The following is a 16,670-nucleotide window of genomic DNA, read 5'->3' as shown; positions in this document are numbered from 1 at the left end:
TTATTGGCTTAACCTTTCTCACAAACCAGCATTATGCTTGAACAGAGGTCTGGATACTGTTGCCCTAGCTGGTAACAACCCTCAAGATACTCTTTCGATATAATATCGGTCTGCAATAAGCGATCCCATTGGAAATTAGCTAATGCCTTGAAGAAGATACCTTCTCGCTTGATAACTTTGAGACCTGCAGATCGAGCATCACGTTCTAGCGTATCTAGGGTATAGGTAATGCGATGACCATGCTCATGTTCTGCTGGTGTTACAGCTGAATTATGAGTAATCAGCCCCATCTTCACTGCTATTTGACGAGAAGGCGCATTCGCATTAGGGCAGACAAGGAAGAAGCGGCCGTTATCCGAAAGCCATTCGCTGTTGATCCTTGCCAAAACTTTTATCGGGTCATCGATATGTTCAAGCACATGCGTCATTATTATGTTGTCGTAGGTAGTGGGAAGGCTAACATCTTCAAAACGCGCGTTTTCGTATTTCACACTGCTTAGCTCTTGTCTCCGCTTGGCCGCAGCGATCGCTTCATTAGAAGCCTCGACACATGTTACGTCATCGAACACCTTTACGATTCGAGACGTAAAGTCGCCCTTAAAACTTCCTAGCTCCAAAAATTTGCCATTTTTTAAAAAAGGTTCAAAAGCTCGCATCATGTAATAGTGCATGATATCAAAGTCAAAGCTATAAGCGTATTTGTGATCAGCCGTGTCTTTTAGTTCTAAGTTATAATCTCTCATATTATTCATTCACACTCTTTGTCATTTGAAGCACCTTTTTTTTCCTTGCAATGCTTACGAAACCCAGTTTTAAATATAACGATCTCGCTTTATGGTTATTTTCATTTACTTCCAATATTATTTTACAAAGGCATTTGCCTCGCGCTAGTTCAAAGCAATTTTTTAGTAATTTGTCGGCTATGCCCAGGCCCCGGCAACTACTCTGGACACTCACATCGGTAATAAAACCACATTCCTGATTGTTCATATAGCAAGCAACCAGGCCCACTAAGGTTCCATCTGACCAAGCTTCAAACCGATCAGCATTGAAAAAAATTTTGGCCGCATAGCCCTTTAGATCAACTCTTTCACTTAGTGGTGGTTCATATGAGTCATCACAAGCCTCTAAATGTAAAACTATCTCCTCGATCTTCGCTCGATTATGATCGAAACTAATCATTAAAAACGAGCTCTACCGCGCCGAATCCGTATCGTCCAAACTGGTTGCCGTTGTACAAAAGAAAAACCTTACCATCAAGCTCAAAAACGTGGGGGTAGCACTGCATTTCACCATCCCAGTCACTTAACGACTCTGAAAGCCGTAATTTCCCGTCATCCCTGTTCCAATTACTCAAGTCAGTTGAATATGCGTAACCAATCCTATAACCACGACCAGAGGCTGTCCTAAAGTCAGAAGACTCACGGTAGCAAAAAAACATGTGATAGAGGCCGTCATACTCGATTACCGTGGGTAACGCCATGCTTTCATCTTCACCCAGTTTATCAGGAACAATTTGCTTGCCCTCATCTTTGCACCAATCAACTCCATTTTTGGAAGTCGCGTGCCCTATTTTGTATATGCGATCTGGCTGGCCCTGCCCTTCAAAGTTTTTCCACCCTACTCCAAACATGTACCACATATGGAATAGACCATCGAACACCTTTACGAATGCATCGCCGACTAAATAAGGCTCATTTTGACTAGAGCTTAAGATTGGTCCAGCACCTAACTTTTTGAAAGTACGACCTTCATCTGTACTTATAGCGAAACCTACCCCAGTCTCTACTGAAACCGCGACCCTTCTGCTCCACCCACATGTGTAAGCGTATATTTCGTCGTGATGCCTTATTACATTTATAGGGAAGATACCGTGCTCGTCAAAGCAACCCAGGTCACCAAGAGGTATAACAGAGCCTTGTGATACTGACATTACTGATTTCAGGTCTTTACTCAGATCGACGTAAGCAACATGACTCAAATACATGCCGCTCTCTTCTCTCACTCTTGTCGAGAAATATACGCGCACCCTATCACTAAAAATCAGTGTTTGGGGTGACTGCGCGAACTCTTCACAACCAAGCGGCAACTTATGATCGCGCGGATCAAAGATCTTACCCATTGGTTTACATGTAATTGACCACATATCAGCAAAGCCTCCCTTCGAGCTTCGCTAGGCCAAAACCAAATCTGCCAACCTGATCTCCCAAGTACATCATGTAGACGCTTCCATCTAACTCAAAAACATGGGGATAACTAATCATTTCTGAATCCCATCCATCCGGGCTAACATCAATACCCGCTCTTTCATCCATTCTTGACCAAGTAACCATATCCTCAGAAACAGCATAACCAATTCGGTATCCGTTCTCGTGACTGCGGTACCCTTTGCTTCGACGATAACAAAAAAACATGTGATACCTTCCGTTGGCAAAGAACACATCGGGGCTAGCTTGAGCTTCATCGTCTTCAAGCCGACTCTCGATTAGATCCTTATTATTCTTATGCCAATGCACACCATCTCTGGAAGTTGCCATTCTTATCTTGTATACCGGCTCAGGCCTCTCGTTATCAACGACCCATTTGCGTCCTGCTATGTAAAATAGAACATACTGCCCGTCAAAACATCTCACCTTTGGGCCACTCATAACAAATGGTTCGTCAGGGCTATACGAAATAATCGGACCTTTACCTTGCTTTGTAAACGTCACACCTGAATCCAAGCTCTCAGCCATACCAATTGCAGTGTTAAATGGAACACTAGAACAACGAATCCATCCTGCATAATAAGCACGAACCCGATCTTCTAACCTGATAACCGAAACGGGATAAGTGCCAAACTGATCAAACTCCCCAACCCCCCCTAACTCCAAGATCGGCTGTTCACTTACTCGAAGGACTATTGATAGGTCCTTTCTATCCAAATCCACGAACGCCGAGTAACTCACATATTGACCTTGGCTATCCGCAGGAGGTCTACAGGAAAAATAAACTCGAACGAAATCATCAAAAACGAGTGTTGCCGGCGCCTGGGCAAATTCCTTCAACCAAGGCCTATCACCTACTTTAGTGGGATCAAAGATCTTGCCCAACTTTTTCCAATTAAACATTAATAAATACTCCCTAACTCACTTGGCAGCTATTCAAACTCATAACTGGTGTTTATTAGTTCTTTGACCTGTTCAATGGAATTAAACATCAACACATCAATAATCGACAAAAAAGGTTGAAATGGTTTTCTAAACTGAGTGTATTCTTCTGGAATAGATCTGATAAATGTAAGTTCCATCCCTCTTCGCGAAAAGTCATTTTTGTTATAAAGATCAATACCACCTATTGGGTTTATATATTGCGATGCCCCTAATGCTTCGCAGATTGCAATAACTTTATCTTGAGACTGCAAGGCTGTGAAGTCTCCTATTTCAGAACTTACCACCAGCTTCGTATCAATACTTAAAAGCTCTTTAACTCCCAACAAATTTTCAAAAAGAAAGTTAAATAGGTTTGTTTCACCATTCGCTATAGCTTTTTCCAGCGGCTCATAAATCTCCTTGAAGTAAGGAGCCTTCGAATACGCTGCAGCCAGCTTTCGTGCCAACTTTAAGCTATCTTTATCCCATGTAGCTGCCAACCTACGATCTTTTACATGCAGATAATCTGAAGCTTTTTTTAATGGTATAGAAATGTAAGACGATTCGCCGTTGATAAGTATTCTATTTCGATTTATCCAGCTCTGTTTAACATACTGAATGTCATCGTATAGCACGAAAACATCAACAACGTTCATTAATTGGAAATACCCTATATAAGGATAAAAATAAGGCTGCATGATCCCTACCTTCATACTAATACCCCACAAAGAACCTCTCTGATATCACTCTCTAGATATTGCCAACTAGGGATACATAGAATACGGCTTGAGATATTTCTAGAGATTGAGCAATCATTGTTCAATTCGTAGAGTTCTACAGTGTCCAACGAAGGATTAAAATAGCGCCTTGATTGAATGCCTCTTGCTGCCAACTCCCCGATCATATTTATAACCGCATCTTCGCTCTCCATTACCAGCGGGAAATAAGCGTAATTATTATTTGAAAGAGGGTGGCGCCTTTGAAGCTGGTATCTTTGGCCGAGTTTTTCCCTGTAGCCTTCCCATATATCTTTTCGTTCGCTTTGAATATTCTCAATTTCATCAAGCACGGCCAAGCCTACCGCAGCATGAAACTCGCTCATTTTTGCGTTCGTTCCTTGGATGCCAATGGAGCCATCTTGAAGAATGCCAAAATTAATCATTTTACGGATTTTTTCTGCCAGCTCAGGCGTTTTTGTTATGACCGCCCCACCCTCAACAGTGTGAAACAACTTCGTTGCATGAAAACTAATGGTACTTGCATCACCATGCTTTAAAACTGATTCGCAGTTAAGTGTTGTGCCAAAACAATGGGATGCGTCGTATACGACTTTTAACTTATGTTTATTGGCAATGGTTTGAATCGCGGCCACATCGCACGGGTTACCAAAAACATGTACAGGGACTATTGCTGAAGTATTTGGCGTAATTTTATCTTCGACCAAATTTGGGTCGATATTCCAGGTTTCTTTATCGATATCTGAAAACACTGGCTCTAGCCCTTCCCATTTTAGGGTGCTGGCCGTGGCGATAAAAGTAAATGGCGTGGTGATAACCTCACCTCTTATTTCAAGTGCTTTATATGCCAGATGCAAGGCAAGCGAACCATTCGCGACCAACACCAAACACCGCGAATCTAGACACAAATAATCGGCTAAGCGCTGAGTGAGTTTTTGTACGAGCGGGCCATTATTTGTAAGCCAGTTAGTCTCATAAATCGAGTCGATGTATGCATCGACTTTTTTGCGACTTGGAAGATATGGCTTGATAACAGGGATCATAATTAAGCTTTTAACCTCATATTTCTGCCAACAGTCCTTTGAGGTAAGCGGCGTACTGCCCTTTACCCATTATTTCGACACTGGCCAGTATATCGGTCCTTGACAGCCAGCCGTTATGAAAAGCAATTTCTTCCAAACAGGCGATTTTATAACCCTGTCGCTTTTCGACTGTTTCAACAAACTGCGATGCCTCAAGCAAGCTCTCATGCGTTCCTGTATCCAGCCATGCAAAACCGCGCCCTAGAGTTTCAACAAATAGATTACCCTGCTCAAGGTAGGCATTATTTACGCAAGTGATCTCTAGTTCCCCACGGTGACTTGGCTTTACAGTCTTAGCGATTTCAATAACGTTGTTATCGTAAAAATAGAGGCCTGTAACTGCATGATTAGACTTGGGAGCTAGCGGTTTTTCTTCAATGCTGATTGCATTATTATTAGAGTCGAACTCAACCACTCCAAAACGCTCGGGATCCTTAACCTGATAGCCAAAAACCGTAGCGACTCCTTGCTCCACCCTGTGAACTGCTCCAATCAGTTTTGGAGAGAAATCTGCACCAAAAAAGACATTATCGCCCAATACTAAGCAAACAGAGTCATTTGAGATAAACTCTTCCCCAATGATAAACGCCTGTGCCAAGCCCTCGGGACTTTCTTGAATAGCGTATTCAAGGGAAATACCAAATTGGGAGCCATCACCCAATAAACGCCTGTAGTGAGGAAGGTCTTCTGGTGTTGAAATTATTAATATTTCGCGAATTTTGGAGAGCATAAGTACCGACAATGGATAGTAGATCATCGGTTTATCATATATGGGAAGCAACTGTTTAGAGACGCCTTTTGTGATTGGATATAGTCGAGTACCAGACCCACCAGCCAAAATAATACCTTTCATCATTAATCCTTATACCAAACCTTTACCTTCACCAATTCGATCCAGACGGTAGTCGCCATCCAGAACATGCAACCACCAATCACGATTTTCAAGATACCAAATTACTGTTTTACGAAGTCCTGTCTCAAATGTTTCTAGCGGCTTCCAACCTAGTTCTCTCTCAATCTTACTAGCATCAATCGCGTAACGCAGATCATGTCCAGGACGGTCTTCAACAAACGTGATGAGGTCTTTATAGTTGATGATTCCAGACGGTTTTTCAGGATGCAGTTCTTCTAGTAGGCCACATATTGTACGTACTACCTCAATGTTTTGTTTTTCATTATGACCACCGATATTGTATGTTTCTCCTACATTCGCAGTTGTTGCTACCAACACAAGGGCACGTGCATGATCCTCAACGAACAACCAATCACGGACCTGATTACCTTTGCCGTAAACCGGCAGGGGCTTACCGGCCAGTGCATTCAAGATCATGTGGGGTATTAGCTTCTCAGGAAAGTGGTACGGGCCATAGTTATTTGAGCAGTTAGTAAGAACAACCGGCAAACCGAAAGTGCGATACCAGGCACGCACCAAGTGATCTGAGCCCGCCTTAGACGCAGAGTATGGTGAGCTTGGCGCATAAGGAGTTGCTTCGGTGAACAGATCACCAGCACCTTCCAAATCGCCATAAACCTCATCAGTAGAAATATGATGAAAGCGGAAATTCGTTTTTTTATAAGACTCAAGCTGTGACCAATAAGTGCGAGCCGCCTCCAGCAACTGATAAGTGCCAACAATATTTGTCTCAATAAACTCTGAAGGCCCTTCTATTGAACGGTCCACATGACTCTCAGCTGCGAGGTGCATGATGATATCGGGCTGGAATTCAACAAAGACAGAATCAAGTGTCTGCCTGTCGCAGATATCTGCTTGAATGAATTCATAGCGACTAGATGCTGATACAGCAGCTAATGATTCAAGATTACCTGCGTAGGTTAGTTTATCTAAATTCAACACCTGGTGCTCAGTATCATTGATCAAATGTCGCAGTACAGCGGAACCTATGAAACCTGCACCACCTGTTACTAAAATTCTCATAGTCGCCCCAAGAATCTTTGATACCAGGGCATCGCAAGTTCGACTCCCTGTAGGATGTGGTATTGTGGCATGTAGCCCAGCCTAGTTTTTGCTTTACTTATATCCGCTTGTGAATGGCGTACATCACCGGCCCTGAAATCGCGGTAAACTGGCGCCTTAGATACTTCTATACCATTGCTTGCCAGTGCCGCTTTGATGGAACGATATAAATCGTTCAGCGTGGTTCTATCGCCGACTGCTACGTTGTACACCTGGTCTTTAGCATCGTCTGGTGCAGTGGCAGCCAGAATATTCATTTGCACAGTGTTTTCTATGTAACAAAAATCCCGGCTGCTTTCCCCATCACCGTTGATAAACACATCTTCGCCCTGAATCATCGAGGCTGTCCATTTAGGAATCACTGCTGCGTAAGCGCCATTTGGATCCTGTCGTTTACCAAATACATTGAAGTAACGCAGGCCAATTGTTTTAAAACCGAAGGTTCGGGCATAGACACCGGCATACAGCTCATTGACGTATTTAGTAACAGCGTAGGGCGAAAGTGGATTCCCGATATTCTCTTCAATCTTGGGTAATGCCGGATGATCACCGTAAGTTGAACTACTGGCTGCATAGGTGAAACTTGCAACCCCATCTTCTTTTGCTGCCTGCAACATATTCAGGAAGCCTGTAATGTTGGTTGTGTTAGAAGTTATGGGGTCAGCAATTGAGCGTGGCACGGAACCAAGAGCTGCTTGGTGTAACACATAGTCGACACCTTTAACCGCTTGTTCGCAGGTACAGTATTCCCTAATATCACCTTCAATAAACTGAAACTTCTGCCATTGCTGCAGTGTAACTAATCCCTGAACTTCATCAAGGTTACGCTGATGGCCGGTGGCAAAGTTATCCAGCCCAACTACTGTTTGATTTAGCTTCAATAGGGTTTCCAACAGATTAGAACCAATAAAACCAGCCACGCCGGTAATCAACCAAACTTTCGGATTGTTCTGCAGTTGTTGCTTAATTTCTTCGTAACGCGTCATTTTTAATACCCAAGCTATTAACGGCAAATACTGATACCAGAAGATTACAAACGCATATCTACATCGTTTTTAGCGAGTACGTATTTTAAGTCATACAGAACATGGGTAACCTTACCAAGTTTACGAATTTCTTCAGCGCCCATTTGCTTAAACTCATCGTGACCAACCGCCAGGATGATGGCATCGTAATAGTTTTGCTTATAATCCGAAGTTAATTGCAGGTTGTATTCATGCTCTGCTTCTTTTGTGGAGCACCATGGGTCAATAATATCAGCCTCAATATTGTAGTCTTTCAACTCGGTGATTATATCAACCACCCTGGTGTTGCGCAGATCCGGGCAATTTTCTTTAAAGGTCAAACCCATGACCAACACCTTCGCGCCTTCAACCTGAATACGCTCTTTGACCATGCGTTTAACCAGCTGAGAGACAACATACCCCCCCATACCATCGTTTAAACGGCGACCGGCCAGGATCATTTCTGGGTGATAACCTACCGCTTGCGCTTTATGGGTTAAATAATAAGGATCAACACCAATACAATGGCCACCGACCAGCCCCGGACGAAATGGTAGGAAGTTCCATTTAGTTCCGGCAGCCTCTAACACTTCCAACGTATCAATGCCCAACTTGTTAAAAATGACTGATAATTCGTTGATCAAGGCAATATTGACATCACGCTGGGTATTTTCGATCACTTTTGCGGCTTCCGCGACACGGATACTTGACGCTTTGTGGGTGCCGGCAGTAATAATAGAGGTATACAAGCTGTCAACAAAATCGGCAATTTCTTCCGTTGAACCACTTGTTACCTTACGAATATTCGTTACCCGATGCTCTTTATCACCAGGATTAATACGTTCCGGGCTATAACCGGCAAAGAAATCCTTATTAAAGGTTAAGCCAGACACCCGCTCAACCACTGGAATACAGTCTTCTTCGGTAGCGCCAGGATAAACCGTAGATTCATACACAATGACATCACCCTTATTGATAACACCGCCCAGCATTTCACTGGCTTTTAACAAAGGTGTCAGATCAGGTTGTTTATATTTATCAATAGGCGTAGGTACAGTTACGATATAAACGTTACAACTTTTTAACTCTTCAACCGAACAGGAATATTGCAATTGTTTAGCAGCTGCCAGCTCCGTTTCACTGACTTCTAATGTTGTATCAGTTCCTGCTTGAAGCTCACTAACCCTTGCTTTGTTAATATCAAACCCCAAAACGCTGAATTTTTTACTAAACTCTACTGCTAATGGCAGACCCACATAACCTAAGCCAATAATGGCAATTTTCTTATCTATAAATTCACAGTCTAAATTCATTCTATTAACTTCTTTAGTGAATTACCTTGGCATTGCTCGTTAGCAACACATGATATTTCAGATTAATGATTCAGCTTTTTTTACGCATTCCCATGGGAAGGCAGTAAAGGTATCGTTACCGACCGTCATCTCAAATGGGTTGCGACCGAAGTGACCGTATGCCGCTGTCTGGCGGTACATTGGGTGCAGTAGATCTAGCATGTTGGTGATCGCATAAGGGCGAAGATCGAAGTGCTCACGAACGAGCTGAATGATCTTCTCATCAGAGATCTTGCCAGTACCGAAGGTATTGATAGATACCGACGTAGGCTCTGCAACACCGATTGCGTAAGAGACCTGAATCTCACAACGATCTGCAAGGCCTGCAGCAACAATATTCTTAGCTACATAACGACCCGCGTATGCAGCCGAACGGTCTACTTTTGAAGGATCCTTGCCTGAGAATGCACCGCCACCGTGACGTGCCATACCACCGTAGGTATCTACGATGATCTTTCGACCCGTTAGACCACAGTCGCCTACAGGGCCACCGATAACAAATTTACCGGTTGGGTTGATGTGGTATTTAGTGCCAGCGTGCAGAAGATCTGCTGGAAGTACCTGTTTGATGATCAGCTCTTGAACCGCTTCCTGAAGATCTTTCTGAGAGATCTCAGGGTTGTGCTGAGTTGAAAGAACAACTGCATCAATCGCTACAGGCTTTCCGTTTTCGTAACGGCAAGTAACCTGAGACTTAGCATCTGGACGCAACCAGCCTAAAAGACCTGATTTACGCGCTTCAGCTTGGCGCTCAACAAGGCGGTGTGCGAATGTGATTGGTGCTGGCATAAGAACGTCAGTCTCGTTTGATGCATAACCAAACATCAAACCCTGGTCGCCTGCACCCTGATCTTCCGGACGTGAACGGTCAACACCCTGCGCGATATCGACAGACTGTTTACCGATGATGTTGATCACACCACAGGTGTTGCCATCGTAACCCACGTCAGATGAGGTGTAGCCGATATCGTTGATGACACCGCGCACTAGATCTTCAAGATCGATCCAAGAGGAGGTGGTAATCTCACCAGAGACAATAGCAACACCCGTCTTAACCATCGTTTCACACGCAACACGTGCATATTTATCTTCTGCAATTATTGCATCAAGAATAGCGTCTGATATTTGATCCGCAATCTTATCTGGATGACCTTCTGAAACTGATTCAGAAGTGAAGATCGAATACTCACTCATATTATAGGCAACCTATTGATATTAAACATTAATTTATAAAACATTAACTTTTTACTAGCCCCAACACCCTTAGTGTAACCTTAGGGTTGTACTAACACTAAACCAATCTATTTAAACCTACTTTAGATTGCGATAAGGGCCCCGTATCGCGCACTCATTAAGGTCTTAGCCTAAAGACTTTTCAACCAATCGGTTAAAACTGTCTAGCACCAGGTCGCCAATAATCTCTTTGACCATGTCGCACATGGAGAACGTAAACCTTGGAATTTAGAACAGTAAAAAGAACTCTCCAAGGGCTAGCTTTTCCATACAGTAATTGTCGGATTTCTTCTTCGAACTCGGAGTTTTCAGGCGCCAAAGGATGCGATTCAGGAAATATCTCCAGGCTTAGAATTTTTTCCTCAAGCCCACTTTTCCATTTCGCGGCATAAACAGGATTTTCAAGCTGATACCACCTGAAAGCCTCAAGAATGTTTTCCCCAGCAAATGGCGTAATAACGACAGCGTAATGCTTCATTTTAACGTCGTAAAAAAGTCACTCGCCTCAAGTCCGTCACCATCTAGGGCTTGAGATAGGCCTTTACGAATTCCTGCCACACTTTGCGCGTATTCAAGTTGATCCTGTGCTTCTTGCCAAGCATCTGCATCCATAACCACAAGGGCAGGCTTTCCATTCACGGTTAAGATGGAAGGTCGACCGCTATCTTTTAAATGACTTACAAAGTTAGCCGTATCTCGCTTAAATTCAGTTAGCGGTCGAATATCTTTAGTTATATCCATAATAGACACCATATAAACACTTAATATGCGTCATTATAGATGCGAAAGCGATGTTTTGTCGAATGTGCATCTCATGGTTTTGCCCAGGGAAAAACCACTCTAAAGCAACACCTCGTACCCAATTTTGATTTTTAGTTCTCAACACTCACTCTTCGATTCTTGATTGAATGTCCGCTATTTCAGCCTTTAAACGCTCGTACTCTTCCACCTTCCGTTTTAAGAATCGCGCAGTAATAACCCCTTTATCTGAAATGCCTTTGGGAGTCAGAAGGTACAAGTAACCGGATTTGTTATTTGAACGCTTGAAGTTTTCCGCTTTAACCAGGCCACGCACTATGAGTGCAGACAATACGTAGTTGGTTTTACCCACACTCACCCCCAGCTGCGAAGCCAGTTCGCGCTGTGAAATATCTGGGCGCTCTTCTATTAACTGAAGAACCCGGTAATCGTATTCAAGGGTATCGCTGTTTTGGGTCATTTAGGCACGCTACCGCCCCTGCTTGCCACAGTGCGGTTACATTTAAAACGTTCGTTCAATCTATGAACATAGACTAACAATGTTGCAATACCTTTACAAAGCATTGTTAGTTATATCGATCTAATATGCAGACTTTAATAAGGCACTCAGGAACCGAATTACCTATAAGATGTTACAAACAATTAGCGGAATCTCGCTCTAACTTTTTCAATTTTTGCCATAGCACAGCTCTAGGGAGATCGATACTCATTGCCTCCATACATTGATCGAGTCGTTTCGGTGTTTCAGTTAGGTAGGTAAGTGACTTTTTCAAATCTTGCATAATTGAGGATCCATAGGCTGTTTCAGCTTTGGAGATGGCCTGACCAAGCTCTTTCTTTGATAGTCCCAACATCGATAAATCAATAATATCCCTAGAATAAACCGCGCGATCCGCCCAACGATCTGAATTAGCAAGTAATTTTGTAGTCGCCATATCAAGCCTACTCAATATGGATACTCCACATATCCTCGAGACTACACCAGGCTTTTGAATCTCTACTCTACCCTCATTCACTATTTCAAATTTTATCAATGCACTTTCGTTAATACTCACCACCATACGTATTCCATACTGATCCATACGCATTCGATCTATAGCTAACCCTTCTTGGTGCTCTTTAAACAGACCCAATCCCACTTGGTGTCCTTTCGCTACCTCTCGCAATGCGCGATAACCTTCCTTGCTAGAGACCACAAAATCTATATCAATAGATTCTCGGTATTCCCCATAAGCAAGGGCGATTGCCGTTCCTCCACCAAAAAAGCACTCACTCATATCAAAGAGATCTGTATTAATCGCCTCAAGCACCTTAGCAATAAGTTGATGGTGGGGTCTTTTAAAATTGTAATCGCAAGTCTTCATGAAAACGCTCTATTTAAATTTGCCATCAATAACTTTTCTGATTCTGCCATTTCATTTTCATCAAAGTGACGGGAGTTCCTTTCGTAAATGGCATGTGCTTCGAAAGGTTTTAGGTAGTCTCTACCCGTTATATGCCAAGAGAGCTTTTTAAGTTCTGGATAGTCTTTAAGTCGAATGATGACAGGGATAAAGTCATCTGGATTGAGCTGGCGAGACCCCTCTTTTACTTTCTCGGCTAACGTTAGCTCAAGATTTAACGCATCGACTACAGCGAGATAGCTATTCAAGCTTGATGCTCCCTCACCTTTCTCAATTCGATGCAATGTAACTCTTGAAATACCCGAAGCACCTGACAATGCTTCAGCGGTTACGTTCAAGCGTTTTCGTTCTTGCTTTATTGCTATCCCAATATTTTCAGCGTCCACTTAAAACACCATTTTTGTTTCATATTTTTTACAATATAGTGTTTTTGATAAATTTTTGATACATTTTTATCTATGAACTTTTTAAAACAGTATCCACACTTTGCGTCTACACTTAAAACATCACGATACAGGGAGGTAAGTGATGGACGTAAAACAATTTTTAGATGATTTGATGGCACAACTCGATGGTGCCTTTGCTGAAAACACCCTCAAAGCGTATCGCAGTGACTTTAAGCACTTTGCTAACTGGGCAATATCCAATGGTTTAGATCCTCTACCCCCTAAAGCTTCAGATCTAGCAGCCTACATCGCCGATATGTCCGAACGTCAGAAGAGTGCAACGATTCGACGCCGTATAGACACGTTGGGATCCATCTGCTTTTTCTCTGGCTTTGGTAGTCCTACCAAAACACCAGAAGTTAAAATTGCTCTGAAAAAGATGCATCGAAAAATCGGTAGGCAGCAGAAACAGGCGCACCCGCTGACACTCGATCTTTTAGAGCAACTTTTAAAAAAATGTGACTCCTCTCTAGCCGGTCGGCGCAATGAACTTCTGCTTAGAATCGGTTATGAGACCATGCGCCGCTCCTCAGAGATCTGTTCATTCTGTTTCGAGGACTTAAAGACACTTCCAAACGGTCACTTTGCGTTAAACCTTAAACGCTCTAAAACCGATCAGTTGGGCGATGGCAAACTCATCCCTATAAGCGATCTACTAGCAACCAAGATAAATAAATGGAAGCGTCGAATCGGTGCTACAGAGGGGCGTATTCTGCGATCCATCCGCAAAGACAACAAAACCTTGGGTGACAAACTCAACCCGGCATCCATTAATATTATTCTGGTCGATCTGCAATATAGGGCTAGGCGTAGAGATCTGCCACACTTAAGCGGCCACTCGTTTCGAGTAGGCGCTGCTCTGGATATGTTGAATGCAGGCGTGCCGTTAGAGAAGATTATGCTGCGTGGCGGATGGCGAAAAGAGACAACGACATTAAGGTATCTGCAGAGTTGGGTCGATAACGTAAACCCAGCCGAACTTCAAATTGAGGAGTGTACGCCGGTTTGGGAAGTGACCCGCTCGAAAAATTAAGAAGCCTGATTTAGCCTCAGCATCAGCACCAATGGATCGGCTGGTGACTCTTTAAAACCATAATACTCGTAAAAGCGTTTAGCAGATTCGCTCAACGCATGCACAAGCAAAGCACGGACACCTGTATTCTCAGCAACATTAATAGCTCTATTAAATGCATCTTGAAGAAGCGAACCGCCAAGTTTGATACCTTGAGCGCGACGATCAACGGCAAGCCTTCCTAGCACCAACACTGGCACTGGATCTGGCATATTTCTTCTTATGTTACCAGTTGCTAGTTGATGTGATACGGCGCCAGCGGCCATCGCATAATAACCCCATACACGCTGATCACTGTCAGTAGCAACAAATGTACGGCTGGCCCCACTTGCCTGATTAACCAACGCTTTTCGTTTTAACCAGTCATCAAGGATACGCTCAACACAGCAAAAATCTGCATAGGTGTGATGGGATGCCAACGGCTGGGGAGCAAGCAGATCAAGCTTCACTTGTGTTCCACACGGGATCTAAAGCCAACAAACGCTTCAGGCCCGCATTGGGTTTAGGAGGTGTATCCAGAAGATCTGTAAACTGTTTAAATTTTTCCGCATCCAAGGAGAAATGAACCTGGTCCAGAAGAACGGACTGTGCACGCTCACAAGCAGCTTCAAGCATAAAGTCAGACCGGTTTTTACCCAACATATTGGCAGCATGATCAATCAAGTCGCGCTGCTCAGGCAGTGCACGAAGATTTATAGCGGCAGCACGCATAACAAGACCTCTTTGTATGTACAAACGATACACAAAGAATAAATACCTCGTATATCGATTGTCAACACGAATGATTTGGCAGAATTATCCAAATTAACTACTTTTTGAAAATCCAAACCTCCAAAAAGCGAAATTAGAAATGATGAATTTTATTTAAGTACTGACAGCTCTACGGACATCTTCTGCCAACGCCCCAATAACTCGAGCAAGACAAACGCTCTTTGTTCACCGTCGTATTCTAAAAACACTGCTTGCAGGTCTTTGAATGGCCCATCATTGATAGAAACCTTATCGTCTTTGGTGAACTGCTTTTCAGAATCGATGTGCCTTAACTGAGCTCGAATGGCATTGACGGCAGCTGTTGGCACGATAGCCGGCTCACTTCCAAAGCTAATAAGTTTAGCCACGCCACGTGTTGATCGAATGGGGCGCCAATTGCTCTCTTCTTTGGAAAGATAAATAAATAGATAACCTGGAAAAAGCGGTGTCTCGATTTCTGTTCGTTTTCCTTGTTTGATCTGCTCAGTTTTAAACAGCGGCAGGTAGGTTTCAAAACCCTGCTGTTCAAGCTCAACTTGGGCTTTAAACAGTTGACCAGGCTTTGATTGAATGACGAACCAGTTGTACATGACTTTGTCTCAAGAACTATTCTTAAAAGCATTATAAACAAAAAAGAACGCGCCTTGAGAAATTCCATCTTCTCGCGGCGCGTAAGATTTTTGGCATTTGCCTGAGATCCCTCTCATCACTTCAATCCTTTGAAGTGTTTGTAAAGCAAACAACACTCCATTGCAGTTCACTTTACTGGGATCACTCCCATGTGAGCCACTCCTTTGGCTCCTTTAGCTACCTAGGTAACTAAATCAAAATAGTGTGCGCTTTGAAAAATTCCCTCTTTTCGCCACGCAACAGATATTAGTCGAAACTTGAGATCCCTCTCCAAACCTCACTCCGTTGAGGTTTGTGTGTAATGCATCATTGCCATCCTTAGCCGATCACATCACTGGACATTAAACGACAGACTCAATCGAAGGGACTCATTCCTGTAAAACTGTAGTGCCTGCTAGGGAACACTACAGAGTCAGAGTCTATCGTTCAGGGATCCCTCCCTGCTGTGCCCATCCTGCGGCACCCTTAACCGCCCTCATAACACGGTTAAATATATGGTTGATGCGCATTGAAAAACTCCCTCTTTTCGCGGCGCATCAGATTTTGGCCGAAACCCGAGATCCCTCTCGATGATCTCACTCCTTCGAGACCATTAGCATCGTTTAATAAATTCCATCTCATTAATCGATGTTGGATTTTGGCAATTGCCGAAGATCCCTCTCCAAACCCAAATCCCTTTGGGTATTTGCATGCATCGGATCATCCTTGATCGATCAACATATCGATTTCAATCAGCTCTCCAGAGCGAAGGGGGAGCTCACTAACTAATCCACTATCCTGGATGAATTGGTTAGGTGGAAAACCGATTCGAGATCTCTCTCGTTATCCCCATTCCGTCGGGGATGTATATAGGTATAGAACAAGATTTAAATTTTTGCGTAATAAAAAATGAAAAAAAGTTTAAAAAAGTTCGAATTTTTTACACAAACCCAGAGCAGCATCTCTCTCAAACCCCTATGGATATTGGTCTTCAAGCAGATTTTAAAAAACTAAAAAAATTTGTCGTTTTTTTCTAAAAATGATGGCCGTCGCAAAGCTAAGACTAATTAGTGGAATAAAAAGAAAAAATTATTACGCACATTTTCAATTCCTCTGC

The 16,670-nt window shown here is 43.1% G+C and carries 20 protein-coding genes; 1 reads left to right on the top strand and 19 read right to left on the bottom strand.

Going from position 1 to position 16,670, the window contains the following annotated elements; genetic code table 11:
- Window positions 1-8: 8 nt before the first annotated feature.
- The 16 genes from XMM383_RS08830 to XMM383_RS08755 form a co-directional block, all read right to left on the bottom strand.
- The gene (locus XMM383_RS08830) at window positions 9-752 is read right to left on the bottom strand and encodes a bifunctional 2-polyprenyl-6-hydroxyphenol methylase/3-demethylubiquinol 3-O-methyltransferase UbiG (protein WP_173495015.1); all 744 of its coding nucleotides are present in this window, start codon (window positions 750-752) and stop codon (window positions 9-11) included.
- Window positions 745-1,182: a GNAT family N-acetyltransferase gene (locus tag XMM383_RS08825; RefSeq protein WP_173495014.1), complete on the bottom strand. Its 438-nt coding sequence runs from the start codon at window positions 1,180-1,182 to the stop codon at window positions 745-747. Before XMM383_RS08825 ends, XMM383_RS08830 begins: the two co-directional genes overlap by 8 nt.
- The gene (locus XMM383_RS08820; protein ID WP_217363630.1) at window positions 1,175-2,122 is read right to left on the bottom strand and encodes a hypothetical protein; all 948 of its coding nucleotides are present in this window, start codon (window positions 2,120-2,122) and stop codon (window positions 1,175-1,177) included. The genes XMM383_RS08825 and XMM383_RS08820 overlap by 8 nt, the downstream gene beginning before the upstream one ends.
- Window positions 2,123-2,147: 25 nt before the next feature.
- Window positions 2,148-3,110: a glycosylase gene (locus XMM383_RS08815; RefSeq protein ID WP_173495012.1), complete on the bottom strand. Its 963-nt coding sequence runs from the start codon at window positions 3,108-3,110 to the stop codon at window positions 2,148-2,150.
- Window positions 3,111-3,139: 29 nt separating this feature from the next.
- Window positions 3,140-3,829, bottom strand: coding sequence for a WbqC family protein (locus tag XMM383_RS08810; protein ID WP_217363629.1), 690 nt, complete (start codon window positions 3,827-3,829; stop codon window positions 3,140-3,142).
- 11 nt (window positions 3,830-3,840) lie between these two features.
- Window positions 3,841-4,911: a DegT/DnrJ/EryC1/StrS aminotransferase family protein gene (locus XMM383_RS08805; RefSeq protein WP_173495010.1), complete on the bottom strand. Its 1,071-nt coding sequence runs from the start codon at window positions 4,909-4,911 to the stop codon at window positions 3,841-3,843.
- 16 nt (window positions 4,912-4,927) lie between these two features.
- On the bottom strand, window positions 4,928-5,803 hold the full coding sequence (rfbA, locus tag XMM383_RS08800) for a glucose-1-phosphate thymidylyltransferase RfbA (protein WP_173495009.1): 876 nt from the start codon (window positions 5,801-5,803) through the stop codon (window positions 4,928-4,930).
- A gap of 9 nt (window positions 5,804-5,812) precedes the next feature.
- Window positions 5,813-6,886 (bottom strand): dTDP-glucose 4,6-dehydratase, encoded by a 1,074-nt coding sequence (gene rfbB, locus XMM383_RS08795; RefSeq protein ID WP_173495008.1) that lies wholly within the window; start codon window positions 6,884-6,886, stop codon window positions 5,813-5,815.
- On the bottom strand, window positions 6,883-7,911 hold the full coding sequence (locus XMM383_RS08790; protein WP_173495007.1) for an NAD-dependent epimerase/dehydratase family protein: 1,029 nt from the start codon (window positions 7,909-7,911) through the stop codon (window positions 6,883-6,885). The genes rfbB and XMM383_RS08790 overlap by 4 nt, the downstream gene beginning before the upstream one ends.
- A gap of 44 nt (window positions 7,912-7,955) precedes the next feature.
- A complete protein-coding gene (gene tviB, locus XMM383_RS08785; protein WP_173495006.1) occupies window positions 7,956-9,242 on the bottom strand; it encodes a Vi polysaccharide biosynthesis UDP-N-acetylglucosamine C-6 dehydrogenase TviB in 1,287 nt (428 codons plus the stop codon).
- A gap of 57 nt (window positions 9,243-9,299) precedes the next feature.
- Window positions 9,300-10,475: a methionine adenosyltransferase gene (metK, locus tag XMM383_RS08780; RefSeq protein WP_173495005.1), complete on the bottom strand. Its 1,176-nt coding sequence runs from the start codon at window positions 10,473-10,475 to the stop codon at window positions 9,300-9,302.
- Window positions 10,476-10,668: 193 nt separating this feature from the next.
- A complete protein-coding gene (locus tag XMM383_RS08775; protein WP_173495004.1) occupies window positions 10,669-10,992 on the bottom strand; it encodes a type II toxin-antitoxin system RelE/ParE family toxin in 324 nt (107 codons plus the stop codon).
- Window positions 10,989-11,255 carry a type II toxin-antitoxin system Phd/YefM family antitoxin gene (locus XMM383_RS08770; protein WP_173495003.1) on the bottom strand — a complete coding sequence of 89 codons (267 nt, stop codon included), beginning with the start codon at window positions 11,253-11,255 and terminating at the stop codon, window positions 10,989-10,991. Before XMM383_RS08770 ends, XMM383_RS08775 begins: the two co-directional genes overlap by 4 nt.
- Before the next feature lie 145 nt (window positions 11,256-11,400).
- Entirely contained in the window at window positions 11,401-11,733 is a 333-nt protein-coding gene (locus XMM383_RS08765; RefSeq protein WP_173495002.1) for a MarR family EPS-associated transcriptional regulator, read from the bottom strand.
- Window positions 11,734-11,905: 172 nt separating this feature from the next.
- Complete coding sequence (locus XMM383_RS08760) at window positions 11,906-12,637, bottom strand: nucleotidyl transferase AbiEii/AbiGii toxin family protein (RefSeq protein ID WP_173480273.1); 732 nt, start codon at window positions 12,635-12,637, stop codon at window positions 11,906-11,908.
- Window positions 12,634-13,062, bottom strand: a complete 429-nt coding sequence (locus XMM383_RS08755; RefSeq protein WP_173480272.1) for a helix-turn-helix domain-containing protein — start codon at window positions 13,060-13,062, stop codon at window positions 12,634-12,636. Before XMM383_RS08755 ends, XMM383_RS08760 begins: the two co-directional genes overlap by 4 nt.
- A gap of 142 nt (window positions 13,063-13,204) precedes the next feature.
- Here XMM383_RS08755 and XMM383_RS08750 point away from each other — a divergent pair, with 142 nt between their 5' ends.
- Window positions 13,205-14,155 (top strand): tyrosine-type recombinase/integrase, encoded by a 951-nt coding sequence (locus XMM383_RS08750; protein ID WP_173480271.1) that lies wholly within the window; start codon window positions 13,205-13,207, stop codon window positions 14,153-14,155.
- Here the strand turns inward: XMM383_RS08750 and XMM383_RS08745 are convergent.
- From XMM383_RS08745 to rfaH, 3 genes are all read right to left on the bottom strand, one after another.
- Window positions 14,152-14,643 (bottom strand): GNAT family N-acetyltransferase, encoded by a 492-nt coding sequence (locus XMM383_RS08745; protein WP_173480270.1) that lies wholly within the window; start codon window positions 14,641-14,643, stop codon window positions 14,152-14,154. The two genes, XMM383_RS08750 and XMM383_RS08745, sit on opposite strands and share 4 nt — an antisense overlap.
- Entirely contained in the window at window positions 14,633-14,905 is a 273-nt protein-coding gene (locus tag XMM383_RS08740; RefSeq protein ID WP_173480269.1) for a DUF1778 domain-containing protein, read from the bottom strand. Before XMM383_RS08740 ends, XMM383_RS08745 begins: the two co-directional genes overlap by 11 nt.
- Before the next feature lie 149 nt (window positions 14,906-15,054).
- A complete protein-coding gene (gene rfaH / locus XMM383_RS08735; protein ID WP_173495001.1) occupies window positions 15,055-15,534 on the bottom strand; it encodes a transcription/translation regulatory transformer protein RfaH in 480 nt (159 codons plus the stop codon).
- Window positions 15,535-16,670 lie beyond the last annotated feature (1,136 nt).

Source organism: Marinobacterium sp. xm-m-383, from assembly GCF_013283255.1.
Classification (GTDB): domain Bacteria; phylum Pseudomonadota; class Gammaproteobacteria; order Pseudomonadales; family Balneatricaceae; genus Marinobacterium_E.
This window is presented reverse-complemented; position numbering and strand designations above follow the sequence as displayed.

What these genes read in the sequence shown, in the direction of transcription:
- XMM383_RS08830 (WP_173495015.1), bottom strand. Translation starts at nt 752, where the DNA reads ATGAATAATATGAGAGATTATAACTTAGAACTAAAAGACACGGCTGAT.
- XMM383_RS08825 (WP_173495014.1), bottom strand. Translation starts at nt 1,182, where the DNA reads ATGATTAGTTTCGATCATAATCGAGCGAAGATCGAGGAGATAGTTTTA.
- XMM383_RS08820 (WP_217363630.1), bottom strand. Translation starts at nt 2,122, where the DNA reads ATGGGTAAGATCTTTGATCCGCGCGATCATAAGTTGCCGCTTGGTTGT.
- XMM383_RS08815 (WP_173495012.1), bottom strand. Translation starts at nt 3,110, where the DNA reads ATGTTTAATTGGAAAAAGTTGGGCAAGATCTTTGATCCCACTAAAGTA.
- XMM383_RS08810 (WP_217363629.1), bottom strand. Translation starts at nt 3,829, where the DNA reads ATGCAGCCTTATTTTTATCCTTATATAGGGTATTTCCAATTAATGAAC.
- XMM383_RS08805 (WP_173495010.1), bottom strand. Translation starts at nt 4,911, where the DNA reads ATGATCCCTGTTATCAAGCCATATCTTCCAAGTCGCAAAAAAGTCGAT.
- rfbA (WP_173495009.1), bottom strand. Translation starts at nt 5,803, where the DNA reads ATGAAAGGTATTATTTTGGCTGGTGGGTCTGGTACTCGACTATATCCA.
- rfbB (WP_173495008.1), bottom strand. Translation starts at nt 6,886, where the DNA reads ATGAGAATTTTAGTAACAGGTGGTGCAGGTTTCATAGGTTCCGCTGTA.
- XMM383_RS08790 (WP_173495007.1), bottom strand. Translation starts at nt 7,911, where the DNA reads ATGACGCGTTACGAAGAAATTAAGCAACAACTGCAGAACAATCCGAAA.
- tviB (WP_173495006.1), bottom strand. Translation starts at nt 9,242, where the DNA reads ATGAATTTAGACTGTGAATTTATAGATAAGAAAATTGCCATTATTGGC.
- metK (WP_173495005.1), bottom strand. Translation starts at nt 10,475, where the DNA reads ATGAGTGAGTATTCGATCTTCACTTCTGAATCAGTTTCAGAAGGTCAT.
- XMM383_RS08775 (WP_173495004.1), bottom strand. Translation starts at nt 10,992, where the DNA reads ATGAAGCATTACGCTGTCGTTATTACGCCATTTGCTGGGGAAAACATT.
- XMM383_RS08770 (WP_173495003.1), bottom strand. Translation starts at nt 11,255, where the DNA reads ATGGATATAACTAAAGATATTCGACCGCTAACTGAATTTAAGCGAGAT.
- XMM383_RS08765 (WP_173495002.1), bottom strand. Translation starts at nt 11,733, where the DNA reads ATGACCCAAAACAGCGATACCCTTGAATACGATTACCGGGTTCTTCAG.
- XMM383_RS08760 (WP_173480273.1), bottom strand. Translation starts at nt 12,637, where the DNA reads ATGAAGACTTGCGATTACAATTTTAAAAGACCCCACCATCAACTTATT.
- XMM383_RS08750 (WP_173480271.1), top strand. Translation starts at nt 13,205, where the DNA reads ATGGACGTAAAACAATTTTTAGATGATTTGATGGCACAACTCGATGGT.
- XMM383_RS08740 (WP_173480269.1), bottom strand. Translation starts at nt 14,905, where the DNA reads ATGCGTGCTGCCGCTATAAATCTTCGTGCACTGCCTGAGCAGCGCGAC.
- rfaH (WP_173495001.1), bottom strand. Translation starts at nt 15,534, where the DNA reads ATGTACAACTGGTTCGTCATTCAATCAAAGCCTGGTCAACTGTTTAAA.